This is a genomic window from Paenibacillus sp. FSL W7-1088, from assembly GCF_037969855.1.
Taxonomy (GTDB): Bacteria; Bacillota; Bacilli; order Paenibacillales; family Paenibacillaceae; genus Paenibacillus.
Window position 1 is genome coordinate 623190 of sequence record NZ_CP150216.1, and the last position, 20996, is coordinate 644185.

General features: G+C 51.0%; 17 protein-coding genes. 16 read left to right on the plus strand and 1 reads right to left on the minus strand.

Annotation, left to right across the window (positions count from 1 at the left end; genetic code table 11):
• The first annotated feature begins 23 nt into the window (after positions 1-23).
• The 15 genes from MKY42_RS02940 (at position 24) to MKY42_RS03010 (ending at position 18990) form a co-directional block, all read left to right on the plus strand.
• On the plus strand, positions 24-695 hold the full coding sequence (locus MKY42_RS02940; protein WP_339848431.1) for an AroM family protein: 672 nt from the start codon (positions 24-26) through the stop codon (positions 693-695).
• A gap of 19 nt (positions 696-714) precedes the next feature.
• Complete coding sequence (locus tag MKY42_RS02945) at positions 715-1665, plus strand: aminopeptidase (protein ID WP_179261914.1); 951 nt, start codon at positions 715-717, stop codon at positions 1663-1665.
• 229 nt (positions 1666-1894) lie between these two features.
• The gene (locus MKY42_RS02950) at positions 1895-2527 is read left to right on the plus strand and encodes an aspartate/glutamate racemase family protein (RefSeq protein WP_090904204.1); all 633 of its coding nucleotides are present in this window, start codon (positions 1895-1897) and stop codon (positions 2525-2527) included.
• A gap of 396 nt (positions 2528-2923) precedes the next feature.
• Complete coding sequence (locus MKY42_RS02955; protein ID WP_339848433.1) at positions 2924-4456, plus strand: PucR family transcriptional regulator ligand-binding domain-containing protein; 1533 nt, start codon at positions 2924-2926, stop codon at positions 4454-4456.
• A 312-nt stretch (positions 4457-4768) separates the two neighbouring features.
• Positions 4769-5779, plus strand: a complete 1011-nt coding sequence (locus MKY42_RS02960) for an ABC transporter permease (RefSeq protein WP_170867904.1) — start codon at positions 4769-4771, stop codon at positions 5777-5779.
• 51 nt (positions 5780-5830) lie between these two features.
• On the plus strand, positions 5831-6706 hold the full coding sequence (locus MKY42_RS02965) for an ABC transporter permease (protein ID WP_063568004.1): 876 nt from the start codon (positions 5831-5833) through the stop codon (positions 6704-6706).
• 263 nt (positions 6707-6969) lie between these two features.
• Positions 6970-8553 carry an ABC transporter substrate-binding protein gene (locus tag MKY42_RS02970; RefSeq protein WP_090904207.1) on the plus strand — a complete coding sequence of 528 codons (1584 nt, stop codon included), beginning with the start codon at positions 6970-6972 and terminating at the stop codon, positions 8551-8553.
• A 95-nt stretch (positions 8554-8648) separates the two neighbouring features.
• On the plus strand, positions 8649-9986 hold the full coding sequence (locus tag MKY42_RS02975) for an ArgE/DapE family deacylase (RefSeq protein ID WP_257031636.1): 1338 nt from the start codon (positions 8649-8651) through the stop codon (positions 9984-9986).
• A 59-nt stretch (positions 9987-10045) separates the two neighbouring features.
• Positions 10046-11023: an ABC transporter ATP-binding protein gene (locus MKY42_RS02980; RefSeq protein ID WP_339848437.1), complete on the plus strand. Its 978-nt coding sequence runs from the start codon at positions 10046-10048 to the stop codon at positions 11021-11023.
• On the plus strand, positions 11020-11982 hold the full coding sequence (locus MKY42_RS02985; RefSeq protein WP_090904209.1) for a dipeptide ABC transporter ATP-binding protein: 963 nt from the start codon (positions 11020-11022) through the stop codon (positions 11980-11982). Before MKY42_RS02980 ends, MKY42_RS02985 begins: the two co-directional genes overlap by 4 nt.
• 257 nt (positions 11983-12239) lie before the next feature.
• Entirely contained in the window at positions 12240-12692 is a 453-nt protein-coding gene (locus tag MKY42_RS02990; RefSeq protein ID WP_090904210.1) for a chemotaxis protein CheW, read from the plus strand.
• Between the two features lie 286 nt (positions 12693-12978).
• Positions 12979-16182: a DEAD/DEAH box helicase gene (locus MKY42_RS02995; protein WP_339848440.1), complete on the plus strand. Its 3204-nt coding sequence runs from the start codon at positions 12979-12981 to the stop codon at positions 16180-16182.
• A 53-nt stretch (positions 16183-16235) separates the two neighbouring features.
• Positions 16236-17054 (plus strand): hypothetical protein, encoded by an 819-nt coding sequence (locus MKY42_RS03000; RefSeq protein ID WP_339848442.1) that lies wholly within the window; start codon positions 16236-16238, stop codon positions 17052-17054.
• A 356-nt stretch (positions 17055-17410) separates the two neighbouring features.
• Complete coding sequence (locus MKY42_RS03005) at positions 17411-18346, plus strand: D-alanyl-D-alanine carboxypeptidase family protein (RefSeq protein ID WP_256222441.1); 936 nt, start codon at positions 17411-17413, stop codon at positions 18344-18346.
• 221 nt (positions 18347-18567) lie between these two features.
• On the plus strand, positions 18568-18990 hold the full coding sequence (locus MKY42_RS03010) for a RidA family protein (protein ID WP_179261906.1): 423 nt from the start codon (positions 18568-18570) through the stop codon (positions 18988-18990).
• Between the two features lie 163 nt (positions 18991-19153).
• On the opposite strand, the gene MKY42_RS03015 is transcribed toward MKY42_RS03010, so the two are convergent.
• Complete coding sequence (locus MKY42_RS03015) at positions 19154-20227, minus strand: copper amine oxidase N-terminal domain-containing protein (protein ID WP_339848445.1); 1074 nt, start codon at positions 20225-20227, stop codon at positions 19154-19156.
• 282 nt (positions 20228-20509) lie between these two features.
• On the opposite strand from MKY42_RS03015, the gene MKY42_RS03020 reads away from it, so the two are divergent.
• Complete coding sequence (locus MKY42_RS03020) at positions 20510-20986, plus strand: GNAT family N-acetyltransferase (protein ID WP_090904216.1); 477 nt, start codon at positions 20510-20512, stop codon at positions 20984-20986.
• Positions 20987-20996 lie beyond the last annotated feature (10 nt).

A 20996-nucleotide genomic window follows, 5' to 3' on the forward strand; every position in this document is an offset into this window, starting at 1 on the left:
TCTGATATGTAGGAGGCAATAAGATGACCAAGCAGCTTGGCATGATTACGATTGGACAAGCTCCGCGAACCGATGTTGCGCCTGTCATAGAAAAGTATCTGGAGGGGCGGGCGGAACTCCTTCAGGTCGGAGTGCTGGACGGGCTGTCGGCAACTCAGATTGCTGCGCTGGCCCCGGAACCTGGTGAATATGTGCTCACTTCCCGTCTGCAGGATGACAGTGCGGCTATCGTATCCCGTGAAAAAATCAGACCGATGCTGAATCAAAAGATTCGTGAATTCGAAGCAATGGGTGTCCCCAATATTCTGCTGCTGTGCACAGGTTCCTTTCCAGGTCTGCGTTCAGCCAAGGTGCACCTCATTGAGCCTGACCGCATTATTCCTCCAGCCGTACAGGCGATGGCCGATGGCCGCCGTCTGGGGCTTATCGGACCATTGCCAGAGCAAGCGGGACAGCTTGATTTGAAGTTTTCCTCCCTGGTCCAGCCTGCGTTTGCCGCTGCTTCTCCCTATACATCCGGGGAGGCTGAGTTCCGGCAGGCGACGGAATCATTAAAGGGGCGTGTTGAACTTATTTTACTGGATTGCATGGGGTATGATGAGCGCCACCGTCAGTGGGTTGCCAATGCCAGCGCAGGAATCCCGGTCATTTTGTCGAATGCTCTAATGGGGAAGCTAGTAGCGGAAATGGTCTGACACAGGAGGAGACGAACCAATGAACCAGCAACGAATTGACGTCAGTAAAAATGTTTTGGTGGAATGCCTTGGACTTCGCAGTGGTGAGACACTGGCTGTCGTAGCGGATGATGCCAAGAGAGAACTGGCCGAGTCCATATATGAGGCAGGCAAGGCACTGGGAGCAGATGCGGTACTAATGGTGATGAAGGAACGGAGCAAATCCGGTGAAGAGCCGCCTGCGCCGATTGCCGAAGCGATGAAGTGTGCAGATGTCGCAGTGTGCGTAACTCGTTATTCATTAACCCATACGCAGGCGCGTAAACAGGCGGCAGCTGCTGGAACCCGGGTAGCTACGATGCCGGGCATGACGGACGATATGTTCATGAACGGAGCCATTACCGCAGAATATCCCAAAGTGAAGGCATTGACAGATAAGGTTACGGCCATGCTGAGTGCAGGGAGAAGTGTCCGTATCGAAAAAGATGGACACCAGCTGTCGTTCTCCATTCAGGGTCGTAATGGCGTGCCGAGCACAGGTATGTACCTCAATCCAGGTGAATCCGGCAATTTGCCTTCCGGTGAAGCGTACATCGCCCCCGTTGAAGGCATTGGCGAGGGTGAAATCCTGGTGGATGGCTCAATTGCAGGAATAGGTGCGATCAGTGAACCTGTTCTACTGACAGTTAGAGAAGGGCGCCTTGTTACAGCAACTGGCGTTGAAGGAGACAAGTTGTTATCCATGCTGGGTGAAGGGGATGGTCGGATTCTTGGCGAATTTGGCATTGGCACCAATGACAAGGCCCGAATTACAGGTGTTGTCCTGGAGGACGAGAAAGTCTACGGTACGATTCATGTTGCTTTTGGAAGTAATAATACCTTTGGCGGCACAGTTGCAGCAGGTGTTCACATTGATGCCGTTGTGCAGAAGCCGGATGTGTACATTGATGATGTGTTGATTATGCGTCAGGGAGAACTGCTCGATCAATAACAGAGCAGAATATTCAAGGGATAACCTTGTAGATCAAAAAAAAGTGAATGAGAGCGTATGCACAACATATCCACAGTGGGGACCAATGCGTAAATTACGCGGTAGTTTTAGCGACAAATACACAACATATTCACAATATATAAAGAGATATCCACATAACCGGGGGTAACTATCAACAGTTTGTGGGTAACATATGCACAAGATATCCACAGCCTGGGGAGGAATGCTGATGTTGGGTCTTATCAGAGTGATTACGCTTCATCATGAAGAAGATATCCACAGACACGGGGCATTGATTGAAGGACGTTATGGCATTCAGGTTCGGAGTCGCTGCATTCCCGATCAACCGCTGGGGGTATATGATCAGGCCACAGAGCTTGAATCGATTCCCAAAATTGTGGATCTGGCACGAAAACTGGAACAGGAAGGCTGTACCTCCATCGGTATCAGTTGTGCAGCCGATCCGGCTCTCGCAGAAATGCGTGCCGCTGTTGACATCCCAGTCTATGGTGCTGGATCATGTGCAGCACATCTTGCGCTCACTTCAGCGGCGCGTGTAGGTGTATTGACCATCCTTGAGGAAGTGCCTCATCTAATTCGAGGAATACTAGGTGATGCCTATATTGGGATGGAGCGTCCCGAAGGTGTGGTAACTACGCTGGATCTCAACACGCCACAGGGGCGAATCGCGGCTATGGAAGCCGCCAGAAGACTGAAGGCGGAGGGCGCCGAGTCCATTGTTCTTGCGTGTACAGGTTTTGCAACGATGGGATTCGCCTTGGAAGTGGAAAAAGAACTGCATATCCGGGCGCTTGACCCGATCTATTCATTGGGAGCAGCTGTGTCTGCGTTGAATGTCTGATCTATGGAATGCCGGATGTGGATATGTGATGATTTTATATTTGGGTTAATTTGATGTTGACGCCGATGCAATGTGTATAACTGCATCGGCGTTATTTGTGTTGGATAAGGTGTTATCGGGGCTCTTGGAATAGCATGGCGCAGGTGTGCGAGGAGCGTGGATATAATTATCCTATTTTGTAATGTGAAGCGATAAAGTAATGAATTTATTTTCCATGCAATTAACTTCTACTAACAACGTATTGTTAATACTATAATTTATAAAATGAATACATAACATACGGATATCACAGAAATTCCCGTTTTTTTTGATCAGATAGTCTGGTAAACTATCCAAAAAAATTAGATACAGTATGCAAAAATGATTTGCAAATCTGGCTCAGGGTGGTCGATAGGTTTGAAAACGACAGGTATAACATTGAAAGAACTGTTGAATATTCCTATACTCAGCAAGGCCAAAGTCATTAGTGGGCACCAGGGATTGGATCGGGTTGTGCGGTTCGTGGATATTATGGAGGTGCCCGATCTGCAAGGGTGGTTGCGAGAAGGCATGCTTATGCTGACGACAGCCTATTCAATTCGTGATAATCCCGGCTTGCTCGGAGAACTAATCTATACACTTAATGAAGCAGGGGCGGCTGCTCTGGCTATCAAGCCTGCGCGTTTTCTCAAAGAAATCCCGAAAGAAGCCGTTGCAGCCAGTAATGACTGCGGCCTGCCCATCATTGAAATTCCTCCGGAAATACCCTACATGGATATTACGCAGCCTGTTATGGAATTGGTACTGGATCGACAGGCCGCACTTCTCCGCAGGTCAGAGGAAGTATATCGGACACTGATGACCATGGTACTTGAAAACAGCGGAATACAGGCGGTGGGGGACAATGTGGCTGAGCTGCTTCAGGCACCCGTGGGTGTTATCGACAATGCTGGTCAGATGATTGTGTCTTCACCGCCGGATTATGATTGGAAAGAAGCTGTGGACCCACTCGTATGGGAGATAAATCTCGATCGGCGGAAGGTTGCCCGACTGCTGGTGGACAAGGACTCCCTGGATGAAATGGAACAAGTCGGTATTGAGCAAGCCAGATTAGTATTATCCCTGGAATTGATGAGAAACAAGGTGGCGGAAGATACCGAATTGCGTCTTCGGGGCAACTTCATTGACGAACTGCTGACACCACCTCTGCTGTTGCCACATGAAGCCGAATCGAGAGGTCGCAAGCTTGGCATGAATCCGGAGCATTTATGGGAAGTTGCCGTGATGGAAGGTGAGACTGCTCCGGATGAAGACTTATTGACCGAATTGCTTGGTCAGGAGGCCAGAAAACGGAGGGTAGCGCCTCATATTGAGTTTCGGACCAACAGGGCGGTGCTCTTCTTGCCAACACCGGAGTCCCGGGATGCGGTATGGATAGATGACGTTCAATCCTGGTCTGATACGATCGGGCTATGGCTCGAAGATCCGGCCAACAAGCTTGGACAATTCAGGACAGGCGTAGGCACCCAGGTTCCACTTTGGAATATGCATCAAAGCTATGGCGAGGCCAGAAATGCCCTGCTCGTATCCTCCCGCTTGTCCGGTGGGCGTACAACCCGGTTTGAGGACGTAGAGGTATATCATTTGTTGAGTGAAACGGCGAATGATCCAGGTTTTGCGGCATTGTTTGAACGGAAGCTGGGGAAATTGCGTGCTTATGATGATGAACACAGCGGGGATTTGCTGCGTACGTTTTTTTATTATCTGGAGAGCAGAGGCAGCCTGATCGAGACTGCAAACCGCCTCTATATTCACCGGAATTCCGTGAAATACCGACTGGAGCGAATACGGGACATTACGGGCTTCGACCTGAATCACCCGCGTGAGCAATTTGTCTGTCATCTGTGTCTTGTGTATTACTACATGAAGCAGGATAAACAAGAGGTGTAGGACCTGCCAATCGGACATTTGTTTCTACAGCAATATCAACGATGAACTTTATGGTAGATATAGGTCGAAAAATAGCGAACTATGTCTTAGAATGTAATTTAACATGACATTAATAGGAGACATTAGTGCACAATCGACAAACGGTTGTGCTTTTTTTTAGCTAAAAGGGACGTAGTTCGACGCTCGGATTCTAGGTAAAATAAGCACAATTACAAAGAAGAGACGGATAAACAGTCAAGTTTTCAAGACTGGGCCGTCCACAGAGAACTGTAAAACAGCAAGTGAGACATGAGAGTTAAAGGGGTTGATCGATTGTTTGCTTATACGCTCCGAAGGCTGCTGCAGATGATTCCGGCGCTGATCGGCATTGTGGTGATTACCTTCATCCTGTCCCGCGTTCTTCCGGGAGATCCCGCCATTGTCATGGCTGGCGAACAGGCCACGGATGATGTCATTGCCAAAATCCGAATGGACATGGGATTGGACAAGCCATTATTTGTACAGTTTTTTAGTTACGTGGGACAGTTGCTCCAAGGGAATCTGGGATTTGCCTACCATACCGGTCATACGGTGCTAAGTGATTTTGCTACCCGCTTTCCGGCAACCATCGAGCTGACATTGGCCAGTGTGATTATAGCCATCTGTGTTGCGATTCCGGTAGGCATTATCGCTGCAACTCGAAAAGAGTCCTTTATCGACCACATCTCCAGAGTGTTCTCCTTGATTGGAGCATGTGTACCCATCTTCTGGCTGGGACTGCTGTTTATTTACATCTTCTATTCCATCCTCGGCTGGGCTCCGGCTCCAATGGGACGCATCAGCGGAGACCTCAATCCACCGACGCATATCACCGGATTGTATGTCGTAGACAGTCTGATGACCGGAGATATGGTTGCACTCAAAAGCAGTCTTGCGCATTTGCTGCTTCCGGCCATCTGCCTGAGCACAGGGACAATGGCAATAGTGGCACGTATGACCAGGTCCAGCATGCTGGAAGTCATCGGACAGGACTATGTGCGTACCGCACGAGCCAAGGGCTTGAGCGAAACCGCGGTCGTCGGCAAACATTCCCTGATCAATGCGCTGATTCCCACGTTGACCGTTCTTGGCCTTCAGTTTGGCGGATTACTCGGTGGTGCGGTCATCACGGAAACTATCTTTTCCTGGCCCGGCGTCGGCGGTTATGTCACAGATTCGATTCTGGCTGCTGATTATGCACCAATTCAGGCTTTCACACTGGTAAGTGCCATTCTGTTCAGCTTTATAAATCTGGCGGTGGATCTGGTCTATGGATTGATTGATCCACGAATCCGTTATGAATAGGGTCGCCGCGAAAGGAGGAGTACTGTTGTGAGTACTGCCGCACCAACTTCCATGGGAACCAAACCTGCACCAGCGGTTGTTCCCAAACCTAAAACCTTTCTGAGATTGTTGCTCCGCAATCGGCTCGCTGCTATTGGTCTGGCCTTTATCGTGATGTGGACTGTCATCGCAGCGATTGCCCCATGGATTGCCCCTTATGATCCGTACGTGACGAATACGGCTGTGAAGCTGGAATCCCCGTCAGGTGGTCACTGGTTCGGTACCGATAACTATGGTCGTGACATTCTGAGTCGTGTTCTGTATGGAGCCAGAATCAGCATCTGGACAGGCTTGATTGCTGTCAGCATCTCGTTTGTCATCGGGGTTCCGCTGGGCGGAATTGCTGCTTACTACGGCGGACGTACTGGCAATATCATCATGCGGGTGATGGATGTGTTGCTTGCATTTCCCTCGCTGGTACTCTCCATGGCCATTGCGGCTTCCATCGGCAACGGACTGACGAGTGCCATGATTGCTGTAGGGATTGTGGGCATTCCCGAATTTGCCAGATTGATGTATGGGCAGACGGTATCCCTGCGCGAAAAGGAATATGTGGAAGCCAGCAGAGCGATTGGTGTGAGGGACAGAGTGATTCTGTTTCGCCACATCTTGCCGAATGCTTTGGCACCGCTGTTGGTACAAGCTACGCTCGGTATGGGCTTTGCCATTCTGACGGCATCCAGTTTGAGCTTTCTCGGTCTTGGCGTCAAACCGCCTACAGCCGAATGGGGAGCCATGATCTCTGAAGGCCGGGAGTATATCATTTCCGGACAATGGTGGCTCGTGACATTCCCTGGACTGGCTATAGCCACATCCATTCTTGGCTTTAACCTGCTCGGAGATGGTTTCCGTGATGTACTGGATCCAAGGTTGCGTTCGGGAAAATAGAGGTGGGTCACCATCAGCCTCTACAGAACCGATTCATAGATAGCTAGCTGGCGGAACCGACTTGCGGGGAATGCCTTGGACTAATGGCATGCAAGGTTCCATCGCCGGCAGTAGGCAGAATGAATACTGCTGCGGTTGGTATCAGGAAATGGGTAAGTTGCTTTCCAAGGTACTGGTGCACACATTTACTTTGTCTAATAAAAGCTGCAACGTTTTACAGTATCACATCATAAGACTGGTTCAAAAAGGGGAGGAAACTAAACATGAAAAAGCTCAAATGGTTTTCTGCAATGATTGCTCTTACCGTTGTTCTTGGCGGCTGTGCCAGCAATGCCAACCAGCAGCCTGCGGCATCCGGCTCAGGAGAGGAAACAAAACCCGCGCCAACACTGACGGTTGCTTATTCTGAGGGGGGAACCACGATGGACCCGGCGGAGGCGAATGACCTGACCTCGGATACCTTGGTACTGGCAACCTATGACCAGTTGGTAACCTATGGTGTCAAAACGGTGGATGGTGCTGACGTAGCCAACACGGAGGATATTCAGCCGATGCTCGCCGAGAGCTGGGAAGTGTCTGATGACAATACAACGTATACGTTCAAAATCAAAAGCGGTCTGAAATTCCAAAGTGGAAATCCGGTCAATGCGGATGCGGTTGTGTACTCTTTTGACCGTGTGGCGAAGTCCAGCTCCGGCAGCTTTCTATACGGAATGGCCGACATCAAGAGCGTGACCGCCAAGGACGACTCCACCGTGGAGATCGTACTGAATAAAGCAAACCACATGTTCACCCAGATCATTGCCATGTATACCTTCTCCATTGTGGACCAGAAGCTGGTCGAGGAAAAAGGTGATGATTATCTGAAAACGAATGCTGCCGGATCAGGCCCGTTCACGCTTGAAAAGTGGGACCCGGCCAGTGAAGCAGTCTTCCAGGCTAACAACGACTACTGGCAGGGTGCACCGAAGCTTAGCAAAGTCACGCTGAAATTCACGAAGGAAGCCTCCAACCGTGTTCTGCTGCTGAACAAGAGTGACGTGGACATGGCGATCGAGATTCCTCCCAAAGATGTTGCAGCTTTGCAGGAGAACAGTGATTTGACCATCAAGTCCAATGCGAGTAACCGCATTTTGTTCTTCGCGATGAACAACAATGTCAAACCGTTTGATAATGAAAAAGTGCGTCAGGCCATCAACTATGCTATCCCTTATGATCAATTGATTAACGATGTTATGTACGGTCAAGCCAAAGAGATGAAAAGTGCTGTAGCAAGTAACACACCAGGCTTTACGGATGCAGGCTATGTGTACGAGTACAATCTGGACAAAGCCAAGGCATTGTTGAAAGAAGCAGGTTATGCGGAAGGGTTCAGCTTTGACTTTACCCTCGGTTCCGGCTTTGACGACTGGGAGTATGATGCGGTTCTGATTCAAGCAGAGCTGGCCAAGATCGGTGTCAAAATGAACATTAACAAAGTCGCTCGTGCACAGTTCCTGGAACAGCAAAAAGAAGGGAATTTAGTCTCTTACATCTCCAAATGGACTTCATTTGTTAACGACCCTGGGTACCATCTGGGCTTCCTGCTCTATGGCAAAGGCTCTTCCAACTACATTCATTACAACAATGCGGAAGTTAACAAGCTGTGGGAAGAAGCAGGTGCCGAACCGGATCAGGCGAAACGCAACGAGCTATACATGAAGGCACAGGAGATTATTACGACAGAAGCGCCATGGGCGTATCTATACGAATACAACCGGGTTGTCGGCATGAATAACAAGGTCAGCGGATACGTGTATTATCCGGATGAGGTTCTGCGTTTCTACCCGCTTAGCAAAGAGCAGTAAACGAACGGACGATCTGGGGGACAGGCAATCATGCCTGTCTTCTGACGATTCGTACGGACCACCATACAGCCCATATTGAAAGGAGCCTGAACAGGATGGATTGGAAAAGGAAGGTACTTGATGCAATCGAGGAAGGCCAGGACGAATTACTGGAGCTCTGTTCACAGCTGATTCGTTTTCCGACGGAGAACCCTCCAGGGGATTCGCGTGAGATTAGCGCTTTTATTATCGAATATCTGCATCGGGCTGGAATAGACACCAAAGTACATGCGGCAACGGAAACGATGTTTAACCTGATCTCGACGTTACACGGAGAAGGCGCGGACAAGTCAGACAAACATCTGATTTTCTGTGGTCATACGGACGTTGTGCCAGCCGGGGATCTTTCCCGTTGGGATTTTGATCCGTTCTGCGGTGAAATCAAGGACGGATATATGCTGGGACGCGGGGCATCCGACATGAAAGGCGGGCTTGCTGGCTTAATCTTTGCGACGGTTATTCTGGCGAAGCTGGGTGTTCCTTTGCGTGGTGATCTGTCGCTGATGATTGTTCCAGATGAAGAAACAGGCGGTGACCTGGGGGTACCGTGGGTTCTGGAACGTGGTCTTGCAACCGGAACTGCCGCGGTAATTGCAGAGCCGTCCAGCCCGCAGCATCCAACCATTGGACAAAAGGGAAGCTGCTGGTTTGAATTTACGGTGGAAGGGACACCGGGTCATGGCAGTCTTCAACCTATTGTAGGCGATAATGCGATTGTGAAGGCAGCTAAAGGCATTGAAGCCTTGCAGCGGCTGTGGGACATCAAACCAGACATCCCGGAAGAGGTGAAGGAGATTATCCGCATCTCGCAGGAGTACGCGCGTGATCGGGAGAAGGCAGGTCTGGCTTATCAGGTGTTCGACCATGTCACGGTGAATATCGGTTCCATTCAGGGTGGAACCAAGGTGAATGTGGTAGCGGATCGCTGCACTGTTCAGGTGGACTCTCGCGTTCCATTTGGTGTGGATTACCGGGATGTATTGGACCGTGCTCGCTCGCTTCTGCTTGAAGCAGGAATAGAATCGGAGCTGAAGCCGTTTGGCTTCCAGGGCAATGCCAACTGGACTCCAGCGCATGAACCAATCGTGAGCCAACTGGTGGAGAGCATCAGCGAAGTGAGCGGCGAAGAGGCGTACGGTGTGCTGCAATGGGCATCCAGCGATGCACGCCACTTCCGGAATCATCAGATTCCGGTATTGCAATATGGTCCGGCAGAGCTGTCCACAATTCATAATTTCAACGAAAAAGCACCCGTATGGCAGATTATCCAGTGCGCCAAAGTATACGCGCTGAGCGCGCTTAAATATTTGGGCGTGGAAGGTATGGAAGATGAAATGTCCTTGAAGAATTCGAAGACTGCTGCTTCCGAAGAAGCTACGACGTCCAAGCGTTAATTCTTTTAGAAGAAAAAAGAAAAAAAGTTCAAAACGTAATGGTAGGGGAGGGGAACAACATGGCTGAACTGCTCGAAGTTTCGGATTTGCGGACAGAATTCATCACGGATGCAGGCGTAATCCGTGCAGTGGACGGGATCAGTCTTTCCATACGGCAGGGTGAAACGCTGGGTATTGTCGGAGAATCGGGATGCGGGAAAAGTATTACATCGTTATCAATCATGCAGCTGCTCCCCAAAAAGATCGGACGCGTGGCGTCAGGGGAAGTCCGTTTCCAGGGGAAAGACATGCTTAAGCTGTCCGGGCGAGAAATTCGTCGAATTCGGGGCAACCGAATGGCCATGATTTTCCAGGAGCCGATGACCTCGCTCAATCCGGTATTCAAAATCGGCAAACAAATCTCGGAAGCGGCACGATACCATCTGAAGCTGGGCAAAAAAGAGGCTTGGGCACGGTCGGTTGATATGCTTCGCAAAGTCGGCATTCCCCGCCCTGACAAGATTGCAGAACAATACCCGCACCAGCTCTCAGGTGGCATGCGCCAGCGGGTGATGATCGCCATGGCGATGGTATGCAGCCCGCAGCTGCTCATCGCGGATGAACCGACAACAGCCCTGGATGTGACCATCCAGGCACAGATTCTGGACTTGATGCGTGACCTCCAGCGGACGGAGAATATGGCAATCATGATGATCACCCATGATCTCGGTGTTGTAGCTGAGATGTGTGATCGCGTCATGGTGATGTATGCCGGACAAGTGGTGGAAGAGACGGATGTCAAAACCCTTTTTGCCGATCCCAAGCATCCATATACTCGCGGTCTACTCGCTTCGCTGCCGCAGCTTGCAGGGGATCAGGATCGTCTTCAATCCATTCCAGGTCAGGTGCCGAATCCGGCCCATATGCCTTCCGGCTGCCGTTTTGCCCCTCGTTGTCCGGTGAAGGAAGCACGATGCGAGACGATACAGCCCGAATTACTGGAGACAGCACCAAGCCACAGCTGCCGCTGTCTGCTGCAACAGGAGGGGATTATATGAGTGCGATATTGGAAGTCAGAAACCTCAAGAAGCATTACCCTATCCGCAAAGGCCTGTTCTCCAAACAGGTCGGTGCCGTCAAAGCAGTCGATGGTGTAACACTGTCTGTGGAGCGCGGGGAAACACTCGCCGTGGTTGGAGAGTCCGGCTGCGGAAAATCCACCACGGGGCGTGCCATCCTGCGTCTGATTGAACCAACAGATGGTGAAGTATTCTTCGAAGGCAAGGATGTACGGAAGCTGCCGCCAGAAGAGCTGCGTCGTTTCCGAACGGATATGCAGATGGTGTTCCAGGACCCATACGCCTCCCTTGATCCTCGATGGACAGTACAGCGTACACTGGAGGAGCCGCTGCTTACCCACCACAATCTGGGCAAAAACGAGTTAAAGAGCCGAATCGAAGAACTGATGGAAGTGGTCGGATTATCCCCCTACCAGGCACATCGCTTTCCGCACGAGTTCTCGGGTGGACAACGCCAACGGATCGGGATTGCCCGTGCTCTCGCTTTGAATCCCAAATTCATTGTGTGTGACGAGCCTGTGTCAGCGCTGGATGTGTCCATTCAGGCACAGGTGCTGAACCTGATGCAGGATCTGCAGGAACAATTCGGGCTGACGTATATGTTCATCTCTCATGACTTGTCTGTCGTTAAGTTCATCAGTGATCGTGTGGCTGTCATGTATCTGGGCAAAGTGGTCGAGCTTGCGCCAACATCCGAACTGTTTACCGAGGCGCTGCATCCATATACCAAAGCATTAATGTCCGCTGTTCCGGTTCCTGATCCGAATGTGCAAAAGGAACGGATCGTCCTGGGCGGCGATGTGCCCAATCCGGAAAATCCACCGTCCGGCTGCACCTTCCATACCCGCTGTCCGTATGTGAAGGACGAATGCCGCTCCGTCATCCCGGAGCTGCGGGAGATTTCACCAGGGCGTCAGGTGGCGTGCCATTTGTATTAGAGTGATCATTCGAACTGAAAAATACGTTCAGAAATTGCAAACAAACTCCCGGTTTACTTGGAGCTCTGTTTGCATTTTTCTTTTTATATCTGCTCTGCTGCCTTTATTTTCTGACGATAGAATCTTCATATTAAGAAATGGGTAAAAATTTATCTCGCTTTAACCGATATAAACACAGAGAAAGCAACATGAAATGTAATGATTCATGATCAAGATGACTATAAAAAGCTTCTATTGAAACTGAAAACAAGAAGGGTATGAAAACATCTATGGATGAGGAAGTTCAAATTCAATACATCAATTTCTCGGTCGGAAATCAGATTTGTGCGCTTCGAATTGATGAAGTTCATGAAATTATTAAAATGCTCCCGGTAACCACCGTTCCTTTTGGCAGTCCTGAGATCAAGGGTTTCACACCCTTGTACGGCAAAGTGGTCTCTGTTGTGAGTGTCCGCGTCCTGCTCGGCATGCCTGACGAGGAGCCTACACCTTCGACGCGTATCATTGTTGTACCTTACCACGACGATTATGTACCGCTCGTCGTCGATTCCGTGGATTCCGTGGTGATGTATGATCGGTTTGAAGAGCCTACGGAAGAATATCGACGTTACACAACGGGCATATTCAAGGAAATCGCACACAATGACGATCATGAGGCGGGCATTCTTAATTTGGATGTATTGCTCGGTAATTTAACCAAATCGCAGTAAACGCAACGTTGAAATGTTATATACAAAGCACATATCCGCTTGATTTAGATAATGCTCCTTATCCCTTTTTGGGAACGAGGGGCATTTTTTAGTGTGATCACCTAATCGTTGAATGCAATGACGTGGTGTGTTTCACCTTTTAACAGCCATACATAATATAGTACGAAGTGGTTTGAAGATGGTTTTTCGAAGTGATGTAGCACTTTTTATGCGTAAACGTTTTTAAATCCGAGCATTTTCGTATATGATGGAGAGTAACAATGCGAAGGGATGACGGGAGACTGTAATGATGCAATCGCTGTATGGAGTATGGCTTGGTGACGTATTTTTTTGTTTTTCCGGTGAAACATCGGAGCCACGTGTGGATGCGTGGAGCCACGTGGTACGGAAGCTGAATTTTGGCGACGGGGGTCGTCTGTTTCAGCCTGCCGCTCTGCGCCTTGCGGAGCTTCGTTGGCCCAATCCGATGCGTAATGCCGCGGAAGCGAAGGGTACGAAGCGGCGTCAATTGCTCGGACGGACGTTGGAAGGGCTGGCAATCTCGCCTAAAGATACATTCAAGCTGCTGCTCCATTGGGACGAAAGTATATTGAATGCGGCAGGAATTCAGGCCGGAGAAGAGATTCGCTATTGGGTGAAAGCAGCACAGTTTACACAGGAACTGCTGCTGCGTGGAGAATTTGCTCCATCCGCTGAGTTTGCGGCCAAGACGGGTGCGCGTCGGCGCACCGGACAGGAAACACTGACAGGTGTATGGCGTCCGCGTCTGCTGCAGGAAGCGGATGTGGAACGATTCCGGGAGTTGGCGGAATCCATGCCGCCGATCGGATTGTCTGCACCTGGAGCATACGCATCTTCTGAACCGGAATCACGGGAGGAAGCGGGAGCAGCCGTATTATTTTCATTTATGAGCGGAATGATTCATGCGGTTGTCACGAGTGAGATGGAAAGCATGGACAGTGAGCTGTCTCGTTACCGCACGCCATTCCGGCGTGGGTCCTCTCCGGTAGCAGAGCTGTGGTGGAATAGTCTGATCTCGATGTTCCGCCCGGTGACGGTGCAGGGACCTACGGAAGAAATGGCAGAACTCATTGGAACGCTGCAAGAAGCTGGCGGTACGGCGAGACCCGTGGTAGGCAGTGAAGAAACGGCTCCCACGGAAGGGGAGCTGAAGCTGGTACTGCGGCTGGAACCGCCCCTTGGTGATCATGAATCATTGTGGGGGATTACCTTCTGGGCAGACAGTGTGCAGGAATCTGGGCTGAGATTGCCTGCGCGCACAATCTGGGCACATCCGGAACGAGATCTGGACCGAGGTAAAGTGCGTTATATTTCAGCTGCAGAACAGTTCCTGATGGCGTTGGGGCATGCATCAGAACTGGCACCGGAGCTGGAAACGGCGCTTCTTCATGCACGACCGGAAGGAATGAAGCTGGAACAGCAAGCCTTTTTTGAATTTTTGACCTATGCTGTGCCTCGTCTGCAGAAGGCGGGAGTAACCGTGTTAATGCCTTCCCGCTGGAGCCGAGCAGGGAAACGCCGCGCTGGGCTACGTCTGCAAATGCTCAATCGTGGCATAGAAAGACCGGTCGGGGCCCCGTCTGCACTGGGCATGGAGCAGCTGGTTGCCTTCAAGGCAGAACCGATGCTGGACGGCAAACCGGTTACGGCGGAGGAGCTGGCTGCCCTTGCAGAAGCAACGGTGCCTTATGTGATGTTCCGCGGCGAATGGATTGAAGTGGATACAAAAGAGATTCGCCAGGTTCTGCGTTATATGAAAAAAGAAGAAGAACAATATATGCCTCTATCCGAATGGCTGCATCTGGCAGCGGAAGAAGGCGAAGATACCGCATGGAAGGGACTTTCCGTCTTTGGTGCGGAATCCGAGGGGCTGCTGTCCTTTTTGCTCGACGGGCAGGTGCTCCGCAGTATTGAGCCTCGTCAAGTTCCGGCAGAGCTGCACGGCGAGCTGAGACCCTATCAAGAGCGGGGATACCAATGGTTATCCGCCATGCGTGAGCTTGGGTTCGGAGTATGTCTTGCCGATGATATGGGACTGGGAAAAACGATTCAGGTTATCACCTGCTTGCTGGACTTGAAACAGGAGGAACAGCAAGCCGCGGCAGATGAAGCGCGTGAGCACGAAGCGTTTATGGGGATGGAAGAAGAGTTCGGGAACAGTGAACAACCGCATGTGCATGATGCGCATCTGCCTGCACTTATTGTGTGTCCTACCTCGTTGCTCGGGAACTGGCAGCGTGAGCTGAAGCGTTTTGCTCCGAATCTGTCGTTATATATTCATCATGGCGGACAACGGTTGCACGGCAATGCCTTCCAGGCGGAAGCACAGTCCCATGATATTGTGCTGACGACCTATCATCTGGCTGGCCGGGATGGCCCGGATCTGGCTTCATTGCACTGGTCTACCGTTGTGCTGGATGAGGCGCAATATATTAAAAATTACCGTACAAAGCAAGCGCAAAGCGTCATGCGTCTGTCTACGCCGCATCGCATTGCGATGACGGGTACGCCAGTGGAGAATCGACTAAGCGAGCTGTGGTCCATTTTCCAATTCCTCAATCCGGGGTATCTGGGCACGGCTTCTACATTCCGCCAGCGCTATACCGGACTGGGCCCATCCGAAGAAAATGCAGCCTCTTTGCGTGAGCTTCATCGGCTTGTATCGCCCTTTATGCTGCGCAGGCTGAAAAGTGATCCGGATATCCGCAAGGACCTGCCGGAGAAGCTGGAACTGAAATCCTATTGTTCCCTGACACCAGAACAGACCGTTCTGTATCAGCGGGTGGTGGATGATCTGATGGGCGGATTGGATGGACGAAACGGTATCGCTCGTAAGGGAATTGTGTTGTCATCACTGACCAAGCTGAAGCAGATCTGTGACCATCCGGTGCTGGCGGACAGCAGCCGGAAGGAACATGGCAAGGCTGAGGCATCCGGCAAAATGGAACGTTTGCTGGAATTGCTGGATGCAATCCGTGACAACGGGGAGTCGGCGCTGATTTTCACTCAGTATGTGGCGATGGGGGAACTGCTCGTATCCCGGCTTAAACAGCGCTATGAGGAAGAACCTTACTTCCTGCATGGCGGCGTATCGAAGTCGCAAAGAGATGATATGGTGGAAACCTTCCAAAAAGGGGAGGGGCCATCCTTGTTTGTCCTGTCTCTTCGTGCCGGAGGTGTGGGCCTGAATCTGACGCGTGCCAGTCATGTCGTTCACTACGATCGGTGGTGGAATCCTGCGGTGGAGAATCAGGCGACAGACCGGGTATTCCGGATTGGGCAGAATCGAAACGTACAGGTGCATAAGCTGATCTGTCAGGGTACCCTGGAGGAACGGATTGATGAGCTGATTGAGAGTAAAAAGGCACTTTCTGAGCAAGTGGTCGGTTCCGGTGAGAACTGGCTGACCGAGATGTCGGACGATGAGCTGCGTGGCCTGATCTCGCTTCAGGGCGAGACATGGCTGTAAGTTGCTAGGATAAATAGTACATGCAAAATATTGTGACAGGAAGGGGGATTGTTGTGAGCGAAAAATGGAATGTAGAGCTGCATATGTCCCCCGGTGGATGGACAGCAGAAGTTAGTGCGGCTGCTAATTCAGGCAAAGAGGCATTAGCAGCCGCAGGCAAGACCGAATCAGCCGAAGGCTTGTTTACGGTAACAGGCACGCTGCCGCAGCTCAGTGAAGCTGAACGCGAGGCTGTGCTGGAACAGCTGCGCAAGCGCCCGCTGGCGCTGTACGCGCTGCTGCGCGGCGGCCCTGCCCCGGCGGAGCAGGGCGGGCTGCTGCCGCGGTATGCGCCAAGCGAGGCTGAGCACGGCACAGCCGCTGGCAGCTCGCTAAGCGCGGGCGGCGCAGCGACGTGCACCTGCGGCCGCCCGGGCTGCGCGCATGCCGCGGCCGCTGAGCGCGCCGTTGCCGCGCGCTTCGCGGCCGAGCCGCTGCTGCAGCTGGCGCACGCCGGCTTGCCGCGCGAAGCGTTGCTCGCCGGCGTGCTGGGATCATGGGCGGAAGAACTCGCCCGGGATCCCAGCGGCCCCGGCCGCGCAGCCGAAACGGCCGGCCGCCCGCAGGCGCGGGGCGGCGAAGGCGGCGCAGCCGTCGGCGAGTGGATCGCCGAGGCAGCCGCGGACGGCGCCATGCACCAGCCGGGGCCTGGCTTCGGCGCCGTGAAGGTGCGGCTGGCGCAGCCGGGCAAGCCCCCGGCAACGCCAGAGCTGGCGGCCCTGCTGCCAGGCGTGCCTGCCACCGCAGGGCTGGCATTGATCCGCGAGCGCGTAGCTGCGCGGATGTGGGAGGCTGTCCAAAAGAAGAAGAAGGACAGCCCGGCAACCAAATGATGCACCATTACGAGCGGGGGGAGATCTTAGATCATCCCCGCTTGTTTGTGCTGTGCATCGGCGTAATCCTTTTGATCCAAAATGGATATATACATTTCTAATTCGCTTCTATGGCGTTGAACCTTGGGATAGGGCTCTAAAAGTCCAAAAAACGACCGTACAAGCTGTACACCCGGCATATCTTTAGGGTGACCTCCTCTCAAGGAGGTCTTTACCGGTGGAGCTTCGCAGCAATTTGAGGTATACTGTCGCAGGGGAAGACAAGCCCACATGCACGAATACGGCAATTATTATTACTATGCGATAGGAGTTTTTACATGAAATTACGTACAGGACGACAGCGCCACATTGCGGTTATGCTGTCCTCACTTATGATATGCGCCGCTTTGTTATCTGCTTGCCAGGACGGCTCAGGCTCGGAGGAGAACCAGAATCTGAACGCAGCAGGAAGCGCACAGCAAGAGTCGGACGGTACCACGGTTCATTTGACGGAGGATACTGGCAAGGATGGCAGCAACACAGGTGGGGCTGACAGCTCATCTTCGGACAATAACAATGAAGGTACAGATAGTGGTTCCGGCAATGCATCAACTGGGGGAGCGGGTTCTTCTGACGCAGGCAATGGAGCCACCACAGCAGAGAATTCCCTTATGGAGAAACGCAGCATTAGCGCGCTGCAAACGACGATTGATGCACAAGCGGTAGTGACCAATTCAGAAGCGATGACCGTGATCGTTAACAAACAGCGCAGCTTGCCAGAAGGATACGAGCCGGATGATCTGGTGGAGCCTAACGTACCGTTCTCCTTCGACGGGCCGCATGAAAAGCGTCATATGCGCAAGGAAGCTGCCGAAGCGTTGGAGAAGCTGTTTGCCGGTGCCAAAGCGGACGACATTGAGCTTCGTGCGGTATCTGGATATCGTTCTTATCAGCGCCAGGTGTCGATCTATAACAACAATGTCAAAACCAAAGGTCAAGAATACACGGATCGTGTAAGCTCTGTGCCAGGCCACAGCGAACATCAGACCGGACTAGCGATTGACGTTTCCAGTCCAAGTGTAGGCAATGCCATAGAAGAGGTGTTTGGCACATCGAAAGAAGGCCAGTGGTTGGCTGAGCATGCAGCAGAATATGGGTTCATCATCCGTTATCCAAAAGGTGAGGAAGCGATAACCGGCTATGTGTACGAGCCATGGCATATTCGCTATGTTGGCACTGATTTGGCTCCTGATATTGTGAAAAGTGGACTGACACTTGAAGAATACTTTGACGAAGCTAATATCAAGCTGTAAGCCTGATGCTTCATCTTTTGATTGAGGAATAGGATCTCAATCTCCAAAGCCGCTGAATGATTCAGCCCCTGTCCAAGGCACGGGAAATCACTCAGGGGCTTTTTGATTTGAGCTAAGTTCAGCTAATATCCTATTTATTTGCTTGTTCAGCAAGTCGGCAGGCTGATATAATTCATGTTTAATCAGGAATCGAAATCACAGTTAAAGCGAGGGGAAGCAGAATGAACAGACAGCAGGTGTTTACCGGTTCTCCTTGGGAGCCGCTTGTAGGATATTGCCGTGCCATTCGTGTTGGCAACCGAATTGAGGTTGCGGGTACTACAGCCATGCAGGATGGTGTTGTGGTTGGAGCAGGAGATCCATATGCACAGACGAGATTTATTTTGCAGACCATCGAAAATGCACTGAAAGAATTGGGAGCAGACATGTCTCATGTCGTGAGAACCCGCATGTTTGTTACTGACATTTCCCGGTGGGAAGAAGTGGGCAAGGCCCATGGTGAATTTTTTGGTCAGATCCAGCCTGTCGCCACGATGGTGGAGGTCAGTGCACTCATTGATCCTTTGCTGATGGTAGAGATTGAGGCAGAAGCGATTGTTGAAGCACAAGCTGAAGTTAAAGCCGAAATAACAATAACGGAGTAGAGCTATTGCGTACATATATACGAAATGCAGGATCGAGAAATAACCTTACCCCAACCTCCATGAAGGAGGAAGCAAGGGATAAGGTTATTTTTGCATTGATATAGTGTAATCTAGCTCTACTGAGCCCTACGCCTAAATTAGGGTAGGCTTCTTTACTGAGAGCTTATTTCGCTTCAGGTTGATCCGCTGGTGTTTCGATGACCACTTTCCAAGCCGTTCCGATTGGTGGCAGGCTGCGAGTCAGGACCGGGCTATAGAATCCAATCACTTTAGCACCTTTGGTCAGTTCCTCTGGTTTGATCGTTTCCCCTTGATGATTCACAAGTTTTGTATCTTTGCTAATGTTAAGGATAACATGGTCAGGTGCTGTCTCTGTCAGGCGGGAGCCAGAAATCTCGATCTGAGTACCATTATTTTCTGTTGTTTTTACATTTTCAATTGTGCCTGCTGTACCCAGAACTTCTTTGGGTTGTGCTTCGGATTCAGAAGCAGCAGTATCCAGTACAGTGACTTTGTAAGTAGGGGTTTGCGGCGGTAAACTGAGAGTTGCAATCTCTGAATGCTCAGCTTCCACGTTCATGCCAATGGTCAGATCAGTCAGCTTGATATCCTTGCCATCCGCGGATTTGAACACGGTATCCTCACTAACATTAAGTACAATACCGTCTGTAACGGCACCGCCGATATGGATGGATTGATACTTGCCTTTACTGTTAATTCCCGTAATGACCCCACGCTCAGTAACGGTTTTCACTTCCTCTTCACTGGAAATGGTTACTTGGTTACCTGTTGTATTCACTTGTGCGTGCAGTACTTTATCTGCAAAAGAAGCGGGTACAAACAATGTGCCATTTGTGATTTCAGGTGCTGTTCCCAGCTTAAGCAGCATTTTATTGACTGAATACTGGTCTTTGCCTGTGGTTACAAGTGTCCAGAGGGTACCTTTGGTCAGCTCCGCAGATTTGTTTTCCTTGTTCCATTTCAGTTCAATGCCAAGTGCTTCGGTGAGATCACGCAGTGCGATCATGGGTACTTGACCATCCTTGTTCCAATAACCGTCTGTCATCGGAGCACCGTTCACAGATACTTTTACAGCTTCAGTTGCTTTGCTATCGGCTGATACGGAAGTTGAATTAACAGGCTGAATGCTGTCCAGGTTTGCTGCGTATGCGGCTCCCCCGCCCAGGGCCAAGGACAGGACCATCAGGGCACTAACTTTTTTCATGTTGTTGTTCATCGTTGATTTCATCCCTTCTCATCTTGGTTATGACGCGGTAAACTCCTATTAAGGCCACGTTCCATCCTTATAGACGGGACAACTTCGTCCAGTGTTGCACTTTAAGGTAATTAATGTGAGCAGCATGGTAGTCTATTATTTGAAAAACATGCCAGATTCCCGGTTATAAGAAGCAGGATGCGGTTAAGGATCAATGAGTGGAAAACGTGTGATTCAGACGTGGAATTAACCCTGGATTACATGGGGGTGGGGAGCACCCAGATAAGAGGAGGGGGAAGTCACATGAGTGATATGTTAGTGGCGCTTTACCATTTGCCAGAGCAAGAGAGTGGACTGAAAAAGTTGGAGGAGTCCTCTATTGTTATCCGTAGAGCCATTGCACCAGAGAAGCAGGTTGTGCTGGATTGGGTGAAATCCCATTTTAGCCAGCCCTGGGTGGATGAATGTGATGTAGCTTTTGCACGTCAACCTGTGACTTGTTATATTGCACTTGAGCATGGGAAGATGATCGGCTTCGCTTGTTATGAAGCAACATGTCGTAATTTCTTTGGTCCAACAGGTGTGGGTCAGGAGGCACGGGGCAAAGGTGTCGGTACAGCGCTGCTGTTGGCCTGTATGCATGCCATGAAGGCAGATGGTTACGCTTACGCGATTATTGGATCGGCGGGACCCGTGGATTTCTATGCTCAGACCCTGGGGGCCGTGAAGATCGAAAATTCAACACCAGGGATTTACAAAGGCATGCTCCGGGCAGACTAGACGATATTCA

Excerpts from the sequence above, each read along its gene's own strand:
- MKY42_RS02940 (WP_339848431.1), top strand. The coding sequence starts at position 24 with ATGACCAAGCAGCTTGGCATGATTACGATTGGACAAGCTCCGCGAACC.
- MKY42_RS02945 (WP_179261914.1), top strand. The coding sequence starts at position 715 with ATGAACCAGCAACGAATTGACGTCAGTAAAAATGTTTTGGTGGAATGC.
- MKY42_RS02950 (WP_090904204.1), top strand. The coding sequence starts at position 1,895 with ATGTTGGGTCTTATCAGAGTGATTACGCTTCATCATGAAGAAGATATC.
- MKY42_RS02965 (WP_063568004.1), top strand. The coding sequence starts at position 5,831 with ATGGGAACCAAACCTGCACCAGCGGTTGTTCCCAAACCTAAAACCTTT.
- MKY42_RS02970 (WP_090904207.1), top strand. The coding sequence starts at position 6,970 with ATGAAAAAGCTCAAATGGTTTTCTGCAATGATTGCTCTTACCGTTGTT.
- MKY42_RS02975 (WP_257031636.1), top strand. The coding sequence starts at position 8,649 with ATGGATTGGAAAAGGAAGGTACTTGATGCAATCGAGGAAGGCCAGGAC.
- MKY42_RS02980 (WP_339848437.1), top strand. The coding sequence starts at position 10,046 with ATGGCTGAACTGCTCGAAGTTTCGGATTTGCGGACAGAATTCATCACG.
- MKY42_RS02985 (WP_090904209.1), top strand. The coding sequence starts at position 11,020 with ATGAGTGCGATATTGGAAGTCAGAAACCTCAAGAAGCATTACCCTATC.
- MKY42_RS02990 (WP_090904210.1), top strand. The coding sequence starts at position 12,240 with ATGAAAACATCTATGGATGAGGAAGTTCAAATTCAATACATCAATTTC.
- MKY42_RS02995 (WP_339848440.1), top strand. The coding sequence starts at position 12,979 with ATGATGCAATCGCTGTATGGAGTATGGCTTGGTGACGTATTTTTTTGT.
- MKY42_RS03005 (WP_256222441.1), top strand. The coding sequence starts at position 17,411 with ATGCTGTCCTCACTTATGATATGCGCCGCTTTGTTATCTGCTTGCCAG.
- MKY42_RS03010 (WP_179261906.1), top strand. The coding sequence starts at position 18,568 with ATGAACAGACAGCAGGTGTTTACCGGTTCTCCTTGGGAGCCGCTTGTA.
- MKY42_RS03015 (WP_339848445.1), bottom strand. The coding sequence starts at position 20,227 with ATGAACAACAACATGAAAAAAGTTAGTGCCCTGATGGTCCTGTCCTTG.
- MKY42_RS03020 (WP_090904216.1), top strand. The coding sequence starts at position 20,510 with ATGAGTGATATGTTAGTGGCGCTTTACCATTTGCCAGAGCAAGAGAGT.